At 54.6% G+C, this 19251-nt stretch carries 11 protein-coding genes; 4 read left to right on the top strand and 7 right to left on the bottom strand.

Annotated features, from left to right (window positions below):
• The first annotated feature begins 36 nt into the window (after window positions 1–36).
• Window positions 37–1473 carry a tyrosine-type recombinase/integrase gene (locus NE623_RS13900; RefSeq protein WP_256273410.1) on the top strand — a complete coding sequence of 479 codons (1437 nt, stop codon included), beginning with the start codon at window positions 37–39 and terminating at the stop codon, window positions 1471–1473.
• 938 nt (window positions 1474–2411) lie between these two features.
• Here the strand turns inward: NE623_RS13900 and NE623_RS13905 are convergent.
• From NE623_RS13905 to NE623_RS13920, 4 genes are all read right to left on the bottom strand, one after another.
• Entirely contained in the window at window positions 2412–5162 is a 2751-nt protein-coding gene (locus NE623_RS13905) for a family 78 glycoside hydrolase catalytic domain (protein ID WP_256273409.1), read from the bottom strand.
• Window positions 5163–5177: 15 nt separating this feature from the next.
• Window positions 5178–7508, bottom strand: a complete 2331-nt coding sequence (locus tag NE623_RS13910) for a glycoside hydrolase family 2 TIM barrel-domain containing protein (RefSeq protein WP_256273408.1) — start codon at window positions 7506–7508, stop codon at window positions 5178–5180.
• A gap of 213 nt (window positions 7509–7721) precedes the next feature.
• Window positions 7722–9350 carry a GH39 family glycosyl hydrolase gene (locus NE623_RS13915; RefSeq protein WP_256273407.1) on the bottom strand — a complete coding sequence of 543 codons (1629 nt, stop codon included), beginning with the start codon at window positions 9348–9350 and terminating at the stop codon, window positions 7722–7724.
• Window positions 9351–9354: 4 nt separating this feature from the next.
• The gene (locus tag NE623_RS13920) at window positions 9355–10776 is read right to left on the bottom strand and encodes an MFS transporter (RefSeq protein ID WP_256273406.1); all 1422 of its coding nucleotides are present in this window, start codon (window positions 10774–10776) and stop codon (window positions 9355–9357) included.
• A 135-nt stretch (window positions 10777–10911) separates the two neighbouring features.
• On the opposite strand from NE623_RS13920, the gene NE623_RS14970 reads away from it, so the two are divergent.
• Window positions 10912–12120: a helix-turn-helix domain-containing protein gene (locus NE623_RS14970; protein ID WP_256273404.1), complete on the top strand. Its 1209-nt coding sequence runs from the start codon at window positions 10912–10914 to the stop codon at window positions 12118–12120.
• Here the strand turns inward: NE623_RS14970 and NE623_RS13930 are convergent.
• Together NE623_RS13930 and NE623_RS13935 are read right to left on the bottom strand one after the other, a co-directional pair.
• Window positions 12115–13443, bottom strand: a complete 1329-nt coding sequence (locus NE623_RS13930) for a glycoside hydrolase family 1 protein (RefSeq protein ID WP_256273402.1) — start codon at window positions 13441–13443, stop codon at window positions 12115–12117. The two genes, NE623_RS14970 and NE623_RS13930, sit on opposite strands and share 6 nt — an antisense overlap.
• Before the next feature lie 13 nt (window positions 13444–13456).
• Entirely contained in the window at window positions 13457–15814 is a 2358-nt protein-coding gene (locus NE623_RS13935; RefSeq protein WP_256273400.1) for a beta-glucosidase, read from the bottom strand.
• 862 nt (window positions 15815–16676) lie between these two features.
• On the opposite strand from NE623_RS13935, the gene NE623_RS13940 reads away from it, so the two are divergent.
• Window positions 16677–16910, top strand: coding sequence for a helix-turn-helix domain-containing protein (locus tag NE623_RS13940; protein WP_256273399.1), 234 nt, complete (start codon window positions 16677–16679; stop codon window positions 16908–16910).
• Window positions 16911–16963: 53 nt separating this feature from the next.
• The gene (locus tag NE623_RS13945; RefSeq protein ID WP_256273398.1) at window positions 16964–18400 is read left to right on the top strand and encodes a tyrosine-type recombinase/integrase; all 1437 of its coding nucleotides are present in this window, start codon (window positions 16964–16966) and stop codon (window positions 18398–18400) included.
• Between the two features lie 380 nt (window positions 18401–18780).
• Here the strand turns inward: NE623_RS13945 and NE623_RS13950 are convergent, their stop codons facing one another.
• Window positions 18781–19092: a recombinase family protein gene (locus NE623_RS13950; protein ID WP_256273397.1), complete on the bottom strand. Its 312-nt coding sequence runs from the start codon at window positions 19090–19092 to the stop codon at window positions 18781–18783.
• Window positions 19093–19251 lie beyond the last annotated feature (159 nt).

Below are 19251 nucleotides of genomic sequence, written 5' to 3' on the forward strand. Positions count from 1 at the left end.
TGGTAGTCTTTGTGTCACGAAAGGAGACGATGCACCGTGAAAGACACATCTAAAAAAGCCCTGCGCCGCGGGCATAACGAGGGCAACATCCGTCAGCGCACAGACGGGCGGTGGGAGGTTCGGCTATCCGCCGGAATCGACTACAAGACTGGTAAGCCCAGACGCACATCCACCTGCTGTAACACAAGACAAGAAGCCATTGCCATTTTACAGCAGCAAGCCCACGAAGTCCGCACACAGGGCTGGCGCGATCCAATGTCCGTGACACTGGGAGAGTGGTATGAATACTGGCTGGACACCTATATGAAGGACACCATCAAACAGTCCACCTATGCCAGCTACCGCAGCTACCTGACCAAGCACTTTTGCGTGCTGGGCAATGTTCTGCTGAAAAAGCTGGAGCCGCACACCCTGCAGGAATTCTACAACTACAAATTCCGTGAGGAAGGCTTATCGCCCAAGACCCTGCGCAACTACCACATGGCTCTGCACAAATGCTTACAGCAGGCCGTAAAGGAGCGTCTGCTCGTCTATAACCCCTGCGAGGCCGTCACCCTGCCCAGCGGAGAAAAGCCGGAAATCAGCGTCTTTACCAATGACCAACAGCGCGCCTTGGTTCAGGCCAGCTATCGGCACCGCTATGGTGTATTTATCCGCTTGGATTTATGCACTGGCTTACGCATGGGTGAACTGCTGGCTCTGAAATGGGAGGACATCGACTTTTCTACCGCCCACCTTCATGTTAGGCGTACAATCAACCGCCTTGCCAAGTACGAATCCCACAACGGAGAGAACAAAACCGAAATCGTATTCGGTACACCCAAAACGAAAAACTCCCGCCGCACGATTCCGCTGACCCGCACAATGGCAGACGAGCTTGCCCGCTGGAAACAGCAGCAGGCGCAGGACAAGATTCGGGCAGGGGATAAGTACACCAACGATGGCTTCATCGTCACCAACGAGTTTGGACACTACTTTGAGCAGAAAACTTTCAAGGATTACTACGACCGCTTGTTGAAAGATGCTGACATCGGGCACTTTACCTTCCACGCCCTGCGCCACACGTTCGCCACCCGCGCACTGGAACGCGGCATGGATTACAAAACGCTGTCGTCCATCCTCGGTCACTACTCGGTAGCGTTCACAATGGATACTTATGTCCACAGCATGGACGAACACAAGCGGCGCGAAATGGACAAAATGGACGATATGTTCGGGATGCAGTACAGTATCTCCGTAGAGAACCGGCCCTACCCTGTACTCTGCACCTTATCTCCGGACGGCTGCACAATCCATGTTCCCGACTTTCCAAAAATTGAAGTGCAGACCCCTACATTGGATGCCGCCCTGCTGGAAGTCAAGCAGCAGATTCAAAAAGGCTTGCACCAGTACAAATACCCGCCGATTCCCACCAGACAGGAGCAGATCGTCGTACCAAACAACAGCGTGCTGGTACTCGTCAAGGCGAGCTGACTACACTGACCGATCCTATATTTACCTGCTAACTCCGCAAAATTTATCCACAAAAGCGCCCGGGCTGTTGAAAATTTCAACAGCCCGGGCGCAGTTATTTTTGCGTTTTGGGGTCATTTTGGGGTCAAAGTTACCAGCTTATTACCACTTTTGCCATAATGTAGAAAAAAGCTCGTTGAAACTTGTCGTTTCAACGAGCTTTTGTTGGTTGCGGAGACAGGACTTGAACCTGCGACCTCCGGGTTATGAGAAATCTAAAAATCGTTCGTTACAGTGTTGTTTTGTCGGGTTTGGTGGTGTTGCGTACCAAGGCTCGGAATAGATTTTGTCCCATGTGTATAAAAGGGTACTATACGGTGCTAACCCGTCCCAACCCCTTTTGGGGGCAGTTTTGGGGGCAAATCTGCAAGACAGATTCTGACTCGCAACGCTCAAATAAATGCGCAGCTTTGGTCTCATTGAGAAACATGAATACGAGCATCACTGGGTTCTTGCCAGTGAAAAGCCCTACGAATCCGTATATAAGTTTTACCCTCCAGCAAGAAGTTGTACGCAAACCAACTCTACACCATCCTCGCACACCGCCCCTGTCACCGCGAGAAACGCCCTTGTTTGGGCGCATTCAAACCGCATCGACGCGGTGCCTGTCCAGCCAAATACCGCCCCAAATTCCCCGCCTTTGGGGCTTTCTTACCCAAGAACGGCTTTTCCTGTGCAGGCTTTGCCCAGACGGGTTTCACCTGTACAGGAAAAGCCTGCACAAATAAATACTAAATAAATTAAATACTAAAAAAGCAAATACGAATCCTATCTTATCCGCAAAACATAAAATTCGGATTTTTATGCTGTAATCCTACAGTGATGCGTACAACTTAACCCCGGAGAGTACAACTTGCGATTGCAGTTTTCGTGTTGGGCGTAGTATAATTTATACAGACTCACCGCTTATCAGCTTGGTTCATGGCGGTCAGCACCTGCTCAAACAGCGGGCGCATGGATTCTCCGTATGCAAGCAGGGCTGTAATAGGCCCGTCTTTCACATACTCCAACATCGGATTTTCCAGAAATTCCGGCGCGTACTGCCGGAAAATCGCCTGCGCCACCGGGTGTTCCATGATGACGCGCAGCGGGGTTTCCAACGAATAGCGGTCTATTTTCAAGCTGGTTTCGGTGGCGTACTCGTAGTGGTAGCTGCCGCTGCCCAAGGTCAGCGTTTCGGTCTGTTCGGGCAGAGTCAGCTCGGCAGTGGTGTTGGCAGGTATCGTGGCATCCACCGTGATCTTGCCGCCTTCGCACCGCCACGCAATGGCAATTTTGCCGTAGACACTCTCGTAGGTCAGCTCGGCGTGGGTGATGCCCTTGATAAACTGCGGGCGCAGGGCAAACTTCTTGTAACCGGGCTCCAGAATTTCCAGCCCGCACAGCTTGGTGTACAGCCAGTTTCCGATGGAGCCATAGGCGTAGTGGTTCAGGCTGTTCATGTTGGCGGGGTTGAAGCTGCCGTCCGGGCGGATGGAATTCCAGCGCTCCCAGATGGTGGTGGCACCCATCTTGACCTCATACAGCCAGCTGGGGTCGTCCTCCTGCAAAAGCAGCCTGCCGGCAAGGTCGTGCCTGCCGTTTTCGGACAGGGTCAGGCAGGCAAAGGGCGTGCCGATAAACCCGGTCAGCAGATGCGCTTTATGCGCACCGATGTTCTTTTCCAGCGCGTCCAAAAGGCGCGGGCGGAACTCGTCCGGCACCATGTCAAAGTGCAGCGCCAGGATCAGGGCGGTTTGCGTTTCGCTGACAAGACGCCCGGTGGGGGTCACATACTCGGCGTGGAACGCCCGCACAAGCTCCTCACGGCGGCGGCTCCAGCGGCGCGCGTCCTCGGTGTACTGCAAAACGGCGGCGGTATCCGCAAGGATCTGCAAGCTCCACGCAAAGCAGACATTGGCAGCAAAGTAGTCATCCGTCGCGCCCTTGCGCTCATCACCCAAGGCATTCGCCTCGGCGTCCAGCCCCAGCCAGTCGCCGTACTGGAAGCCCGTCTGCCACAGCCCGTTTTCGCCGCACTGGTTCTCGATAAACTCGACCCAGTGCTTCATGCTGTCGTAGCTGTGCTGCAGAATGCGCTTGTCGCCGTAGGCGCGGTAGAGTGTCCACGGCAGCACGGTCACCACATCGCCCCAGAACGCCGCGCCGTCCTGCTGGTTGCCCATAATGTTCGGCACGACCTGCGGCATACTGACATCGGGACCCAGTTCACTGGCCAAGTCACGAAGCCACTTGGTCATAAACGGCATAATGTTCTCATTGAACGCCGCCGTGGGGCAGAACGCCGTCACATCACCTGTCCAGCCCAGACGTTCGCTGCGCTGCGGACAGTCAGTGGGGATATCCAAAAAGTTATCCCGCTGGCTCCACTGGATGTTCTGCTGCAAACGGTTCACCCGCTTGTCAGAGCAGGTAAAATGACCGGTCTGTGCCAAATCCGTCGAGAGATGGCACGCCGTAAACTGCACGTTCTGCCCGTATTGCAGCCCCTCCACGCAAATATAGCGGAAGCCGTGCCATGTAAAATGAGGGTGCAGCGTCTGCTTGCCGCCGCTCAAAATATAGGTGTCGGTCGCCTTCGCCCAGCTGAGGTTTTCGGTGTAGAAGTTGCCATTTTCGTCCAGCGCTTCGGCGTGGCGCAGGGTAAGCTTCTGCCCCTTGTCACCGTAAATTTTCACCTCGACCCAGCCGGTCAGGTTCTGCCCAAAGTCAAAGAGGTGGTCACCGTTGGGAGCAGTAAATTCCTTGACAACAGGCAGCCTTTGCAGGCAGCGGACCGGTTCGTTCTCCTGCCCGATGAGGGTGTCAAAGCCGTAGTCAAACAGTCTGGCGGGCTGTGGTGCGGCGGGGTCTGCCGTAAAGTCCTGCGTTTCGCCATCGTAAATTTCCGCAGCCTGCACCGCACCGGTCGTGCAAAGCCAGCTTTCATCGGTACCGAGCCATTCCTCATGCCCGTCCTCATAGGTGATGCAAAGCGCTGTCAGTGCGGCGGTGGTGTCGCCGTAGTGGTTGGGCTGCGGCATAAAGCCGAGCTTGCCCTTGTACCAGCCGTTCGCCAGCGTCAGCGCCAGATGGTTTTTGCCGCTGTGCAGCGTTACGGCGTAGGTCTGGTATTGCAGGCGCTTGCGGTAGTTTGTCCAGCCGGGGTGGAAATAAGTGTCATCCACAGGCTCGCTGTTGATCTCCGCCTCATACATACCCAAGGCGGTTGCGTAGAGACGCGCTTTTTTGACATTGCCCTGCACGACAAAGTCCTTATACAGCACCGGGCTGACGGGGCTGGCTTTGTCCAGCGCGTGGGTGATCCACTGCGCCTTGCCCTCAAACGCGCTGCCGTTCAGCAAGCCTGTTTCAAACCGGCTTGTGCCCTCGGCGGTTTCGCCGTGGTTGTCCCATACCGTAACCGTCCAGTCGTACTCGGTGCGTGGCGCAAGATTGGGACCGAGGTACTCGTTCAGAATACTCTGCGCACTCGCCACCGTGCCGGAATCCCACACAACATCCACGCCTTGCACGATTTGCAGTCGGTAGGATGCCTGCACGGTGTCCTGTTGGTCGCTGTCCAGCTTCCAGCCAAAGCGGGGCTGCGCCTCGTCCAAGCCCAGCGGTTCGCGTTTGTATTCTGTTGTTAAATCGTACAATTTTAGCATTAAAGCCCGCCTTTTTTACTTCACCGTCAAATCCACATATTGCGGCTCGTACCCTTCTGCCGTGACCGTGACGCGCACCTTGCCCGGCTCGGTTCCGGCACGAATGACAGCCAAAGCGCGTCCGAGCCATGTGGTGTGGCTGCTGCCGAGGTAGGTTTCATCCGTCTGTGTTGTAGCACTGCCGAGGGCCTGTAAGGCAGCCGGACCTTCGATTTCCAGATGAACCTTTGCGTTGGCGCACGGTTTCCAGATGCCTGCCGCATCGGTCAGCGTGATGGGGATAAAACAGAGTGACTGACCGTCTGCGCGCAAGGTCGTTTTCTCCGGGGCGAGGTGCAGCCGGGTTTTCTGTCCCGCTGTTTGCAGTGTGGTTTCTCCAAGGGCGTTTCCGCTTTTATCCAGTGCCACGGCTTTCAGTGTGCCGGGTCGGTAGGGCAGCTTGAAAATCGCGCGGAATTTCTTTGTGCGCTTTTTGCCAACCGGCTTATCATTGCAGTACAGCGCCACAAATTCTGCATCGCTGTACACTTCCACCGTGGCCTTCTGCCCCTCACATCCGGGCCACGTCCAGCTTTCCACGGCGTTCGTCATACGCCACGCGCTGCCCGTCATTTTTCTGCCGTTCCAGTTGACCGGGCGCACACCCAAGTAAGGCGCTTTGCGCAGACTCCACACCGCCTGCTGGAAATAACTTTCCGCTGTAATGTTTCCCGTTAAATCAATCGCACCGCTGCCCGCCGCAATCGGCAGACCCGGCGTATCCTGCGGGATCATCTGACCGATGCCCGCTTCGCCCAGATAATCAATGGCCGCCCATGCAAAATCGCCAATCAGCGCTGTATGCTTTTGCACCTGCGCCCAGTTGTACGGCAGCTCGCCAATAATCGTCTCGCTGCCCACCATCAAGCGATTCGGATAGTTTTTGCAGTCGTCCTCATAGCGGGAAGCCGCATAATTCAAGCCGAGGACATCCAGCTTTTCCGCCACATCGCGGCAGGCGGCGTCGCCTTTTTTGCCCTTGCTCATGTAAAACATCAGCGGACCGAGATTCTGCGTGACCATATTAAAGAACGCAGAACCCGACTCTTTCTTTTTCTCCTCCGGCTGCTTGGGCGGCAGCGGCTCCGGCTTGTAGGAACCGCTTTCTTTATACACGCCAATGCCTTTCTGTGCGTAGACGTTCAGCAGCACATTGATGCCCGCTGTCACGGGGCGGGTATCATCCAGCGCGTGTACGAATCGGGTCAGCTTGTCAGCCGTTTCCACGCCCCGCTGGAAAGCCGTTTCCGACACCTCGTTGCCGATAGAATACAGAATCACGCTGGGATGGCTGTAATCCTTGGCAATCATAGTGGTCAAATCATCCTGCCAGTTTTCGGCAAAAATGCGGGAATAGTCATGGTAGGTCTTGGGTGTGTACCAGCCGTCAAAGGCTTCGTCCATCACATACATACCAAGGCGGTCACAGGCATCCAGCAGGGCGCGGCTTGCCGGGTTATGGGCGCAGCGCACGGCGTTGTAACCCGCCTTTTTCATAATGCGGATGCGGCGTTCCTCGGCATCGGCAAAGCCGCAGGCGCCCAAAATGCCATTATCGTGGTGGATGCACCCGCCGCGCAGTTTGACCGCCTTGCCGTTGACGCACAGACCGGTTTTTGCGCTCCATGTCAGTGTGCGGATACCGAACGGGACGGATTCCTCATCGTTTTCGGTCTTGACCACGCAGGTGTACAGGTTCGGGTGTTCGGCGTCCCACAGCTTAGCCTGCGGGATCTCGATGACCCCCGGCGCCCCCTTTGCCACGCATTGCGCACCATCCCAAATTTCCACCGCCGCGTGTTCGGTTTCGGTCTGCACCTCAACTACGGCGGGAGCAATCGACACCGTGCGGATCTTTACCGGGCGCACGCCGTCTTTCGGCTTTACCATCAGATGCACAGGGCGGTAGATGCCGCTGCCCGTGTACCAGCGGCAGTTGGGTTCCAGACTGTTATCCACCGTGACGCGCAGGGTGTTTTCCCCGGTACGCACTTTTCCGGTGGCATCGGCGGTAAATTCCGTATAACCGTAACGGTGCTCGGCAATTTTTTCGCCGTTCAGATAAACGACCGCATTCTGATACACGCCCTCAAACAAAAATGTCAGTGCCTCATTCAGGTGCTCCCCCGGCAGAGAGAATGTCTTTTCATAGGCATATTTCCCGCCCGGAAAATAGCCGCAGTCCTTGCCGTTTTGGCAGTTTTCCTGCCGGGGTTCCTCCAGCATGGCATCATGGGGCAGATGCACGGTGCGGCAGCTTCCATCTGCCTTGTAAAAGCGCCAATCGGCGTTAAAATCCAATATCATAATAACTCCCTCTTACGCAAAACGGGGTGCATCGATCGGATGCACCCCGCAGTTTTATTCTAGGCAACACCGCATAATTCCCGCCTAATGGCTTAAGCACCACTCCGGCGGCTGCGGCACAGCATCTGCGTTGCCAAAATGCTCGATAAGACATCCAGTATTATCTGCGCTTTTGGCTTAGCAGCTGCCGCACCTCGCTCGCCGTATTGGCACTTAGAATTTATGCGGTATTGCCTTTACGATGCGGATAAAAGCCAAGTCGTTGGTGACAAGCTCTGTCTTTACGGTGAGTTTGCCATCCGCATATTCATACGGAGCCGGGGCGTAGTCCACTGCACTTTCATCAATGACCTGCTGTACCTGCGCCGGGGTCATGTCCTCCGGCTCACCCATTGCCTGCCAGCACTTCAGCGGGTTGCCGTGTTCCTCGTCGATGCGGCAAAGCTGCACGCTCTGCGGCTTTGCGTCCAGTTCGACCTCGATCTCCACCGGGGTGGCCGGGATGCTTTGCCCTGCAAAGTGGTGCAGGTTCTGTTTGGTAGCCACCACGGTAAGCTGTGTGTCGGCAGCATCGCGGAACGCTGCCACACTCACCTCGCCGTCCAGTGCGCCGGGCAGCTCCAGCCGTTTATCCCCAGCCTGCCCCAGCAGGCGCAGTGCGTGGAAAAGCGGCTTTGCGATACCGTGCTGGGTCACAAGACCATACCCGCCGTGAAATTCCTCCGGGAAGGGGTGAAGTTCCTCAAAAATATCGCTGAAGCACCAGATGCTGGATCCGTCGATGAAATCCTCCGCACTGAGAGCCGCGCGCACATCGTAGGCGGCTACCTTACGGGTATCGTTACCGCGCGCGCCAAAGGTTGCGCAGCCGTTCCATTCGGTATAGTATACCGGCAAACCGTCAGCCTGCTTCTGTACCTGCTCGGCGGCATCGCGCAGCAGATCGCGATTCAGGTCATCCGTCTCGGTGTTGTCGGGCATCGTGCGACGGAACATTGGCAGCAAGCCATCCTCCGGCTTTAAACCGGCAAACAGCTGGGTAAAATCGACCTTGTATTCCGCTTGAATCTCCGCAGTGTCCTTCATGTGATCCGCGTCTTTCTGGTCACACACCTCGCTGATGGGATCTCCTGCATACTGATGGGTCGTGATGAAGTCCACCGGCGCATCATGGGCCTTGCAGTAGTCCACGAACGCCGCGACCCACTTGCTGTTGCTGGTGGCGGGACCGCCGACCTTCAGTTTATCATCCACTGCTTTGACAGCCTTGGCGGTGATTTCATACAGACGGAAATAGTCTTCCTGCGTGCCGTCAAAGAACGGCGTCTTGAGGTCCGGCTCGTTCCAGACCTCAAAGAACCATGTTTCCACTTCCTCTTTGCCGTAGCGGTTCAGCAGAAAACGGACAAATTTCTGAATATACGCCTGCCACTGTGCCTCATCCTTCGGCGGGGCAATACATGGTTTCCAGTAAAAGGTGCCGCGTGTCGGGCGCTTGGCCATCGGGCTGGGCATGAAGCTCAACTCCACAAAGGGCTTCATGCCGGCTTTCAGCACATTGTCATAGACCAGTCCCGGCAGGCGGAAGCTATTCTCATAGAACGGCACCTGCTCGGAGCCGGGCATCGGCATGACCGTGGACATGGTGTCATAGGTATGCATATCATCGCTGAAAATTCCGTGAAAGCGTACACGCTCAATGCCTAAATCATCGTGAATCTGTTTTAGCTGCTCACAGTAATCCGTGCGCATGGCCAACGCGGCATGACCGCTGCCGACGCAGAACTGCCAGTGCTTATGGAACGGCTTTGCCGGTGCATTTGCGGGAATCGTGAATTTCATGGTCTTATTCCTCCGGTTTTTGTGTATGCCGCTTGGCAACTTCCGCACGCATGGCGGGAAGTTTTTCTTCCAGATCGAAGCCGCGGAAAATCAAGAACATACCCACATTCAGTACGATGGGCAGATAGTTGGAAAATGCGTAGATCGCATAGCGCATCGAGGTGGTGGCAGTGCTCAAAGTGGAATCGTAGGAGCCAATCATCAGGAACAGTGCCAGAACCAACGCACCCAGACCGCCGCCGACCTTGTTGCCGAAGCCGATCGCACCGGAAGAGACGGCCACCAACTTTTTATCGTATTTGTACTCATTGTAATCGACCGCCATTGCCAACAGAACGCCGTACAGGCACATCAAAGGGATCTGTAAAAAGCTTCCTACCAGACTGGAGCCGATGTACGCTGCCAGATTGGTCGGTACAAAGCAGCGCACTGCGCAGGAAGCTGCATACCCCAGCAGACCCAGATTGATGGTTCCCTTTACGCCCAGCTTTTTGATGATGGGGTTGGACAGTGCAAAGCCTAAAAACGTGGAGAGCAGACCGGCCGAACCGGCAATGGCTACCAGATTATCATTGCCGAAAATCCACTTGCAGTAGTATGCGCCGGACGACGAAGCGACGGCCGAGGAAACCGCTGTAATCAAGTTGAACAACAGCACGATGACCCAGTATTTGTTGCCGAACAGGCACTTGACTGCCGTAAGGAATTCAACGGGTTCTTCCTCCGGCTCTGCTGCTGCGGTGTCACCCTTGACCGCTTTACGCATAGCCTTGCTGCCGTTGGCGTAGCAGATGAGCAAGCTCAGCAGAACGATCAGTGCAATGACCGCGCCGTACTTGATCCACGCCGCCTGCGTGCCGCCCAGCATATTCGTGACGGGAATCGTTGCGATGGCAATGACCATGCCGGAGGCATAGTTGCCGACCGCACGCAGAATGCCCATGTTGCCGCGCTCCTGCTGACTCCTGGTGCGCACGATCATGGTTGCCGCAAAGGGTGTGGCAATCATTGTGTAGATGACCGCTGTAATCAGCAGGTTTGTCACCAGTGCGTAAGCGACAGCCGGAATCTGACCGGCTTGGATGGGAACCGTGAACATCATTACCGTGATAACCGCGGCCGGGACCGCCATACGAAGCATCCACTTGTAATACTTCATATTGCCGCCCTTGGAGTGGTCAATGATATTGCCGAACCAGATGTCCGTCAGCGCATCCACGACCTTGGCGATGGCCATGACCACACCCACGGAGCCGACTGCAATCCCGACTTTATCGGTGTAGAAGTATTGCAGCTGACCTACAAGGTTTGCCATAAGACCCAGACCCAACTGGCCGGAGAAGTCCGCAAGATAGTCGCGCTTGCGCATTACGAGCGCTGCGCCGTCCTTATCCACAGTGGGACGCACTTTTTTACCAAATGCCATATTGTCTTCCTCCTGTTTTTTCGGGAACTCTTCCCGTGTTTCTGAATTTAGTATAGCATCTGCCGCTCCGTGCATATTGCATTATTTGACTTGATATTGTAAAATCAAATTATCAATCTGTGGGAGGTCTGCCCCGTGGATACCGCACGCTATATCCGCATCACCAATCTCTGTATGTTGTTTTTCCGGGCCGAGGGGATCGCATTTTCCCTATACGACAAACAAGATACCTGTCACCTGCAGTACCCGGTGGAGCCGCAGCGCAACACAGCTGCACTGTTTGCTGCCCGTGACCCTGCACGGATGCTGGACATCTGCACCACCCCCAGCCATGCAGGCTATGCTTCCATCCGGATCAAGGGCGGCTGGCGGATCGTTATCGGTCCTGTCTATAACGCAAGGCTCAATTCAAGCCTTGTGGATGCCTTTATGGCAGAAAATCAAATCCCGGCTGCGCAGCGCCACGCAGCCGATACCATTCTGGAGGCCACACCCAATCTGAGTCTGCTGGAATTTTTCGACAAGGCCGCGTATCTCTACTACTGCATGGACGGCGAGATTCTGGACCCTGCTGTTTACTTTGATTTGACGAACGACCGCGACAGCTTTACTGTTGGCCGCGATACCGTCGAGAACCTGCTGGAGCGCAAGGAAAATGAGAAATTCCACAACAGCTACCAGTGGGAATTGATGTTTTACGATTTGATTCGGCAGGGCGACCCGGAGCGGTTAATGGCTTTTCTGATGCAGGATAGTTCAGCCCGGGTGGGCCACGGCACAATGGCTGATACCCCGCTGCGGCAGGCAAAAAACATTTTCATCGGTTGCATCACGAAAATCGGTATGATGTCCGCCATCCCTGCCGGAATGGACGTCGAACTAACCTACCAGCTGATAGACAGCTATGTGCTGGACTGTGAGCGCGCCGCGACAGTGCCGGAAATTGATCGTTTACAATTAAGCGCTGCAATGGATTTCTGCCGCCGCCTCGGAGAACTGCGCCTGCCTGCGGGTATCAGCCGCGAGGTATACACCTGTATGTCCTACATCCGCAATCATGTGAACACCCCTTTGAGCCTTAACGATGTGGCTGCCTCTATCGGGCGCAGTGTGTCCTACACCGGGAATCTCTTTAAGAAAGAAACCGGTCAGACATTGGGCAATTATATTGCGGAATGTCGGCTGGAAGAAGCCAAAAGCCTTTTGTATTATACCGATATGACGTTGGCCGAAATCAGCAGCTACCTCTGCTTTTCGAGCCAGAGCTATTTTCAGAACGTATTCAAAAAAGAATATGGTGTTACCCCGATGCAATATCGCAGGCAACACCATACCGAATCATGATATTCTGTTGTTTTTGATTACATCCGCATACCAGTAGAACGAATCCTTCGGGATGCGCTGTTGGGTCTGATAGTCCACATACACAAGACCAAAGCGCTTATCGTAGCCCTCCGCCCACTCAAAGTTGTCCATGATGGACCAGTAGAGATACCCGATCACCGGGATGTTCTCGTCCACGGCACGCTGTAAACCTGCCAAATAGCGCTTGACAAAGTCGATGCGCTGGGGGTCATGCACTGCGCCATCGCTCATGACGAAGTCTATGTTTGCCATACCGTTTTCCGTGACGATAATGGGCAGATGGTAGCGCTCCGTCAGGAAACGTGCCGCCCAGTACAGAGCATCCGGCGTAATGGGCCAGTCCATTGCCGTGCGGGGCATACCCGGCGTAACGGCGGGGTTGGGACCCATGTACTCATCATAGTTGGAGGCATTGTAGCAGTTAAAGCCGAAGAAGTCCAGCGGCTGACAGATGACCTTCAGTTCCTCCGCCGTGAAGAATGGCTGCAGACCCGCCGGGACACAGCCGAGAACGGCCGGGTCTGCCCACCAGTTGAAATGCGAGAAGAATGCCTGCTCCGGGAACATCTGGGTGCGGGCTTTTTCTATGTCATCCGGCGATTCGTTCTCCGGCAGGTAGACACTGCCGTTCAGCGCCATACCGATTTTCGGGGCCAGCTTGGCGCGGCTGCGCAGCACGCGAACCGCCTTGCCGTGCGCCAGCAGCACATTTTTTGTCAGCGCCGCCAGCTTGTTCATCATCACGGCGGGTTGCTCCTGCATCAGGCTTTCAAACGGCGCGTGCGCCCCCGTAAAGTAGCCGTTGCCGATGAAGGTCGTCGGCTCATTGACGGTGAACCAGAACCGCACCCGGTCGGACAAAGCATCCGCCACTACACGGGCGTAGTTGGCGAAATCATCACTGATTTCCGCATTGTACCAGCCGCCTTTTTCGTGCGCCCACATGGGCAGATTCCAGTGGAAAATCGTCACCATCGGCTCAATGCCCGCTGCTTTCAGTTCGTCCACCAAGTCGCTGTAAAAGGCAAGACCCTTGGGGTTGACCGTGTCGGGACCGGACATCACGCGCGGCCAGCTGACGGAAAAGCGATACGCCTTGACGCCCAGCTTTTTCAGCAGGGCAACATCCTCCTTGTAATGGTGGTAGTGGTCACAGGCAATGTTGCCGTTCTCGCCGTGCTTTACGTGTCCGGCGCTCAAAGCATCCCAGATACCGGGAACCTTGCCGTCCTCATTGTAGGCACCCTCGATCTGGTAAGCAGCACTGGCCGCACCCCAGAGAAAATTCTTCGGAAAGCTCATCTTGTTTCCTCCTTTATAGTTCTGCAAGCCGGTCATACAGCCCCTGCAGAATTGCACTCAGTTTTACTGTGTCGGGGATGACTTGAATCATGCCCACCGACAGAATATCATTCAGCTTGCGGTACACCATGAAGTCCAGTGTTTCTTTCGGCATCATATCGAACATACCGTTCGTGAATTGATTTACGATTTCTTTTGCGCGCGGATTTTCAAGAATTTCCCCAATTGTGCTTTCACCGTTCAAGGGATAGGGGTTCTTACCCTCTATCATCAGCGGGGCTTGTGCCAAAATGTTCTCCGCCGACAATGCCAGATACAGCTTGTGCGCCCCGATAGGCTGCACCCACTTATCCAGTAGTGCGTCATAGCAGCGCAATGCCTTTTTGCTGACCGATACATTCACAATTGTTTCCTCACCGGGGGCAAGGCGCACCTTGGCATACCCCACCAGTGTGCGGTCGGGGCGCAGCATATGGGGCTTTTCCTCGCGGGTATAAATCTGCACGACCTCGCTGCCGGGGCGGCTGCCGACATTTTTTACCCGCACAGGCACATTCAACGTCTCCTGTGTGCGCATATCCCAGCGGAAGTCATTTTCACACAGTTCCACGGCAAAATCCGTGTAGCTCAAGCCGTATCCGAACGGATACTGCACAGCCAGCTTGCGCTTTGCGTAGCTGCGGTAGCCCACAAACACGCCCTCACCGTAGTAGGCATCGTTGCCCTCACCGGGGAAGTTTGGGTAGGCGGGCGTGTCCTCGTAACGAATCGGGAATGTCACCGGCAGGCGGCCTCCCGGCTCGGCCTGCCCCGTCAGCAGACGTGCCGCTGCCACGCCGCCCATGCAGCCGGGAATGAAGATGCAAAGCACTGCATCCGCGTAAGGCAGCCAGTCCGCCATCTCTACCGGTCCGGAAATATTCAACAGCACGACGGTTTTCATGCCTTTCTGCTTTGCCTGCTTCAGCACCTCGGTCATGCGGGTGCGGTCTTGTTCCTCTACCGCCATGCTTTCGCGGTCCACATTTTCCCCGGCCGGGGCAGCCGCCGTGTACACCAGCGTGTCGGCATCGGTCCATTCCTCAAAGGCCGCCGCGCCGCGCAGTTTGCGGTATTCGTCCAGCACATTGCTGTGCAGGGCCGTCTCCACCGCCGTGGAGCCGCTGCCACACTCCAGTGTGTCGCGGCTGCGCGCCCCCCAGAACACAACACGCTGGGTCTCGGCCAGCGGTAGGACGCCATTCTCGTTTTTCAATAGCACCGCGCCGTCTTCAATGGTTTTACAGGCGGTTTGCAGCAGTGCATCGGCGTCATACTGCGCGGGGATGCGGCGTTGATTTTGTTTGATCTCCACGATAAGCTGCAGGATATGGGTCACGCGATCGTTCAGAACTTCCTCGGAAAGCCGCCCTTCCTGCACCGCCTGTTTGCAGGCGGTCATATCGTTTGGACCGGGCTGAATCAAATCCATACCCGCCGCCAGCGTACCTTCCTTGTTCTGCCCGGCTGCGCCCCAGTCGCTGACAATGGCGCCGTCGAAGTGCAGTTCCCCGCGCAGCAAATCTGTCAGCAGCTTTTTGCTATACGAGGTGAACTCTCCGTTCACGGCGTTGTAGGCACTCATGATACACAGGACGTGACCATCCTCGATGGCTGCCTCAAACCCACGGGCATACAGTTCCATCATAACCCGTTTTGAAAGGTTGGAGCTTGTTGTGTTGCGGTTCGTTTCCTGATTGTTTGCGAGAAAATGCTTGGCACAGGCCGCAATGCCGGCGCTCTGCATACCGCGTACAAAGGCTGCCGCGGTCTGAGCCACCAACTCCGGGTCCTCGCCGTACATTTCATAGTTACGGCCGCCCAGCGGGTCGCGGGCAATATCCACGTTGGGCCCAAAGCAGACATCCACCCCCGCGTCACGCAATTCCTGTCCGACCGCGCGGCCGATGGTCTCGGCTGTGATCGGGTCAAACGACGCGCCGATGTTGATGCCCGACGGGAAGCTGATATGCTGCCGACCGCCCGGACGGTATTTTGCCGCCTGCTCCACAAGGTCGGTCATCAGTGCATCGCCCTTGTACTTTGCCGCGGCCTCGTTGAGATCAACGCGGTTCAGTGCCACCATTTCCGGCGTGGCATACGCTGTACGCGGGTCATCGGCACGGCAGGGGTCTGTTAAGTAGTCCAGCACCACATGGGTGCCATTCAGCCCGGTCGCGCCGTCCATCAGATAGATGGCGGGCACATCCATATCCGGGATAGGCCGTGTGTGGCAGGCGCGGTAGCACCCCACCATATCCAATTTTTCATCCAGCGTCATCTCCGCAACCACCTGCGGGATGCTTTGTAAGTTGCTCAATTTTGCACGCATACAGTTTTCCTCCCTTTCGCAAATGAATTCTGTATCCAGTATAGCGTGCCGTGGAATCTGCGTATTGTAATTTTCGTGATGCAATTGTAATTTTTGGCTGGCTACCGCAGGGAATGAATCAGAACCGATTCACTTTTTCGAGTCAAGATTTTTGGATGAATCACAACTGATTCACTCTGAGGTTTTGGGTTTGATTTGAGGATTTTTTCGCTTTTATGGACAGCGTGAATCAAGCGTCGATTCACTTTGGGGAATATACGGATTTGTATGGGTATCGGGTTTATTTGACATCGTCTTGGGAGTAGATGTGTTTTGCTAGCATAGCATGTGGTCATCCACATGCACATTTCTGGGGTGTACCCCAGACCCCCGGCACAGTTCCTGCGTGACGATAGTGACGCTGATGACGCTTGTGACGCTGTTTTGAGGATAGCCCTATACCATATCCCAGATTCAGCGTCATTAGCGTCATCTGCGTCATTCTGTTTTTGTGTTTCTCGTAGTATCATTGTTTTTGTTTCGAGCAGTAGTAAACCGCAAGCGTCATTTCACTATAAGCGTGACGGTGGTGACGATGGTGACGGTCTTTCTTGCATACCCCTACCCATATCCCATAAACATCGTCACTACCGTCACCATCGTCACTTAAAACAGGCAAGCCGTTTTAATCTGCGGCTTGCCTATTTTAATTTTGATGAAAATTTTTGTTGGATACAGGTCAAATCTTGCGCCTTCCCACTGGCTACATAGTGTCGACATTTTATTACAAATTATTACATCTCAAAAGCCTGCGATACTTTTTGCCCTTTCCCAGTGGCCATATAGTGAAAGCGTTTTTTCACTACTTACATAGGAGGAACCCATGAACACGGAATTTCAAAATTTACCCAATGTTGTCAGCCCCAAGGAAGTACAAACTTACTTCGGCATCTCACGCTCGACCACCTACCGCATATTCCATGACGCGAGTTTCCCGGCATTCCACATTGGAAACCGACTGCTGGTGCGGCGGGATGAGTTACTGGACTGGCTGGAACGGCAAAAGGTCAATAAAGCCCAAAACGAGAACCCGAAGATTGTCGGGTCTGATGAATAGCTTTGTGGTCGTACCTGTGGTAGTCTTTGTGTCACGAAAGGAGACGATGCAGCGTGAAAGATATATCCAAAAAAGCCCTGCGCCGTGGGCATAACGAGGGCAACATCCGTCAGCGAACAGACGGACGGTGGGAGGTGCGGCTGTCTGTCGGAATCGACTACAAAACAGGCAAGCCCCGGCGTACATCCACCTGCTGCAACACCCGGCAAGAGGCAATCGCCATTTTGCAGCAGCAAGCCCATGAAGTCCGCACACAGGGCTGGCGCGATCCGATGTCCGTGACACTGGGAGAGTGGTATGAATACTGGCTGGACACCTACATGAAAGATACCGTTAAACAGTCCACCTATGCCAGCTACCGCAGTTATCTCAACAAGCACTTTTGTGTACTGGGAAAGATTTTATTAAAGAAGTTAGAGCCGCACACCTTGCAGGAGTTTTACAACTACAAATTCCGCGAGGAAGGCTTATCCCCCAAGACCTTGCGCAACTACCACATGGCATTGCATAAGTGCTTACAGCAAGCCATGAAAGAGCGTCTGCTGATTTACAACCCCTGCGATGCCGTGACCCTGCCCGGCGGAGAAAAGCCCGAAATCAGTGTATTTACCAACGACCAGCAGCGGGCGCTGGTGCAAGCCAGCTACCGCCACCGCTATGGCGTGTTCATCCGGCTGGACTTGTGTACAGGGCTACGGATGGGAGAATTACTGGCGCTGAAATGGGAAGATATTGATTTCAGCACTGCACAGCTTCATGTCCGCCGTACCATCAACCGTCTTGCCAAGTACGAAGCCCACGACGGCGAGAACAAAACCGAGATCGTATTCGGCACACCCAAAACGAAAAACTCCCGCCGCACGATTCCGCTGACCCGCACAATGGTAGATGAGCTTACCCGCTGGAAACAGCAGCAGGCGCAGGATAAGATTCGGGCAGGGGATAAGTACGCCGGCGATGGCTTCATCGTCACCAACGAGTTTGGTCACTACTTTGAGCAGAAAACCTTCAAGGATTACTACGACCGATTGTTGAAAGATGCTGACATCGGGCACTTTACCTTCCACGCCCTGCGCCACACCTTCGCCACCCGTGCGCTGGAGCGCGGCATGGACTACAAGACCCTGTCAGCCATCCTCGGTCACTACTCTGTGGCGTTCACAATGGACACCTATGTCCACAGCATGGACGAACACAAGCGGCGCGAAATGGACAAGATGAACGACATGTTCGGGATGCAGTACAGCATCTCTGTGGAGAACCAGCCCTACCCTGTACTCTGCACCTTATCCCCGGACGGCTGCACCGCCCATGTTCCGGACTTCCCCAAAGTTACCGCACAAGCGCCAACACTAGACGCCGCCCTGCGCGAAGTCAAGCAGCAAATCCAAAAAGCCCTACGCCAATATAAGAACCCACCCATTCCCACCAAACAGGAACAGATCGTCGTGCCAACCAACAGCGTGCTGGTACTCGTCAAAGCAGGTTGACCGCTCCTATATTTACCTGCCAACTCCGCAAGATTTATCCACAAAAAGCGCCCGGGCGGTTGAAAAGTTCAACCGTCCGGGCGCAGTCGTTTTCCCGTTTTGGGGTCATTTTGGGGTCAAAGTTACCAGATTGTTACCACTTTTGCCATAATGTAGAAAAAAGCTCGTTGAAACTTGTCGTTTCAACGAGCTTTTGTTGGGATGTTGTTCCAAAAAAGATATTTTAGGAAATTCTCTACCAACCGAGCAAAACTAACGCACATTCCTCATGTAGAGCGTCTGTTACTTCTGCGTTTTCTGTAAAAGGTCGTTGGTTGTGATTGCAGAATGCTGATAGGCTACATCAAATAACGATAAATAGTCTGCAATCTCTTGTTCCGTTAGTTCTGGCAAATCAAGCAAGCGGAACAGCAGTTCAGGAAGGTTTTCTGGAGCAACACACTCCCGATATATTTTTCATTCTGGAGCAGTTTCTTGATGGTCTCTCGGCTCCAACGCTCTTTTCCTCGTGGGGAGGGAACGCCCTGTTGATACAACCAATCTGATATTGCACCAAGGCTAGCACCGGCGGCCCGCATCTCAAACATCCGGCGAACGATGGAGGCGTTCGGTTCATCGGGACAAAGCGCACCGTCCCGGTCCCTTTTATATCCAAAGCAGACAAACTCCGCATAGCCAGAGGTTCCGTCCATAAAGCTGTGCTCGATGCCCCAGCGGATATTCCGGCTTGCGTTCTCGCTCTGCGTTTGCGCGAAGGCGCAGTAAATCGTGAGATACAGGATTAGTTGTTTCCGTATGGTGGCAGCACGTGGAGCGTGCTATAATAATGGCGAGAACCAACCCAACAGCGT

It is taken from the genome of Gemmiger formicilis, from assembly GCF_024462815.1.
Taxonomy (GTDB): domain Bacteria; phylum Bacillota; class Clostridia; order Oscillospirales; family Ruminococcaceae; genus Gemmiger.

Excerpts from the sequence above, each read along its gene's own strand:
- NE623_RS13905 (WP_256273409.1), bottom strand. The coding sequence starts at position 5,162 with ATGCTAAAATTGTACGATTTAACAACAGAATACAAACGCGAACCGCTG.
- NE623_RS13910 (WP_256273408.1), bottom strand. The coding sequence starts at position 7,508 with ATGATATTGGATTTTAACGCCGATTGGCGCTTTTACAAGGCAGATGGA.
- NE623_RS13915 (WP_256273407.1), bottom strand. The coding sequence starts at position 9,350 with ATGAAATTCACGATTCCCGCAAATGCACCGGCAAAGCCGTTCCATAAG.
- NE623_RS13920 (WP_256273406.1), bottom strand. The coding sequence starts at position 10,776 with ATGGCATTTGGTAAAAAAGTGCGTCCCACTGTGGATAAGGACGGCGCA.
- NE623_RS13930 (WP_256273402.1), bottom strand. The coding sequence starts at position 13,443 with ATGAGCTTTCCGAAGAATTTTCTCTGGGGTGCGGCCAGTGCTGCTTAC.
- NE623_RS13935 (WP_256273400.1), bottom strand. The coding sequence starts at position 15,814 with ATGCGTGCAAAATTGAGCAACTTACAAAGCATCCCGCAGGTGGTTGCG.
- NE623_RS13940 (WP_256273399.1), top strand. The coding sequence starts at position 16,677 with ATGAACACGGAATTTCAAAATTTACCCAATGTTGTCAGCCCCAAGGAA.
- NE623_RS13950 (WP_256273397.1), bottom strand. The coding sequence starts at position 19,092 with ATGGACGGAACCTCTGGCTATGCGGAGTTTGTCTGCTTTGGATATAAA.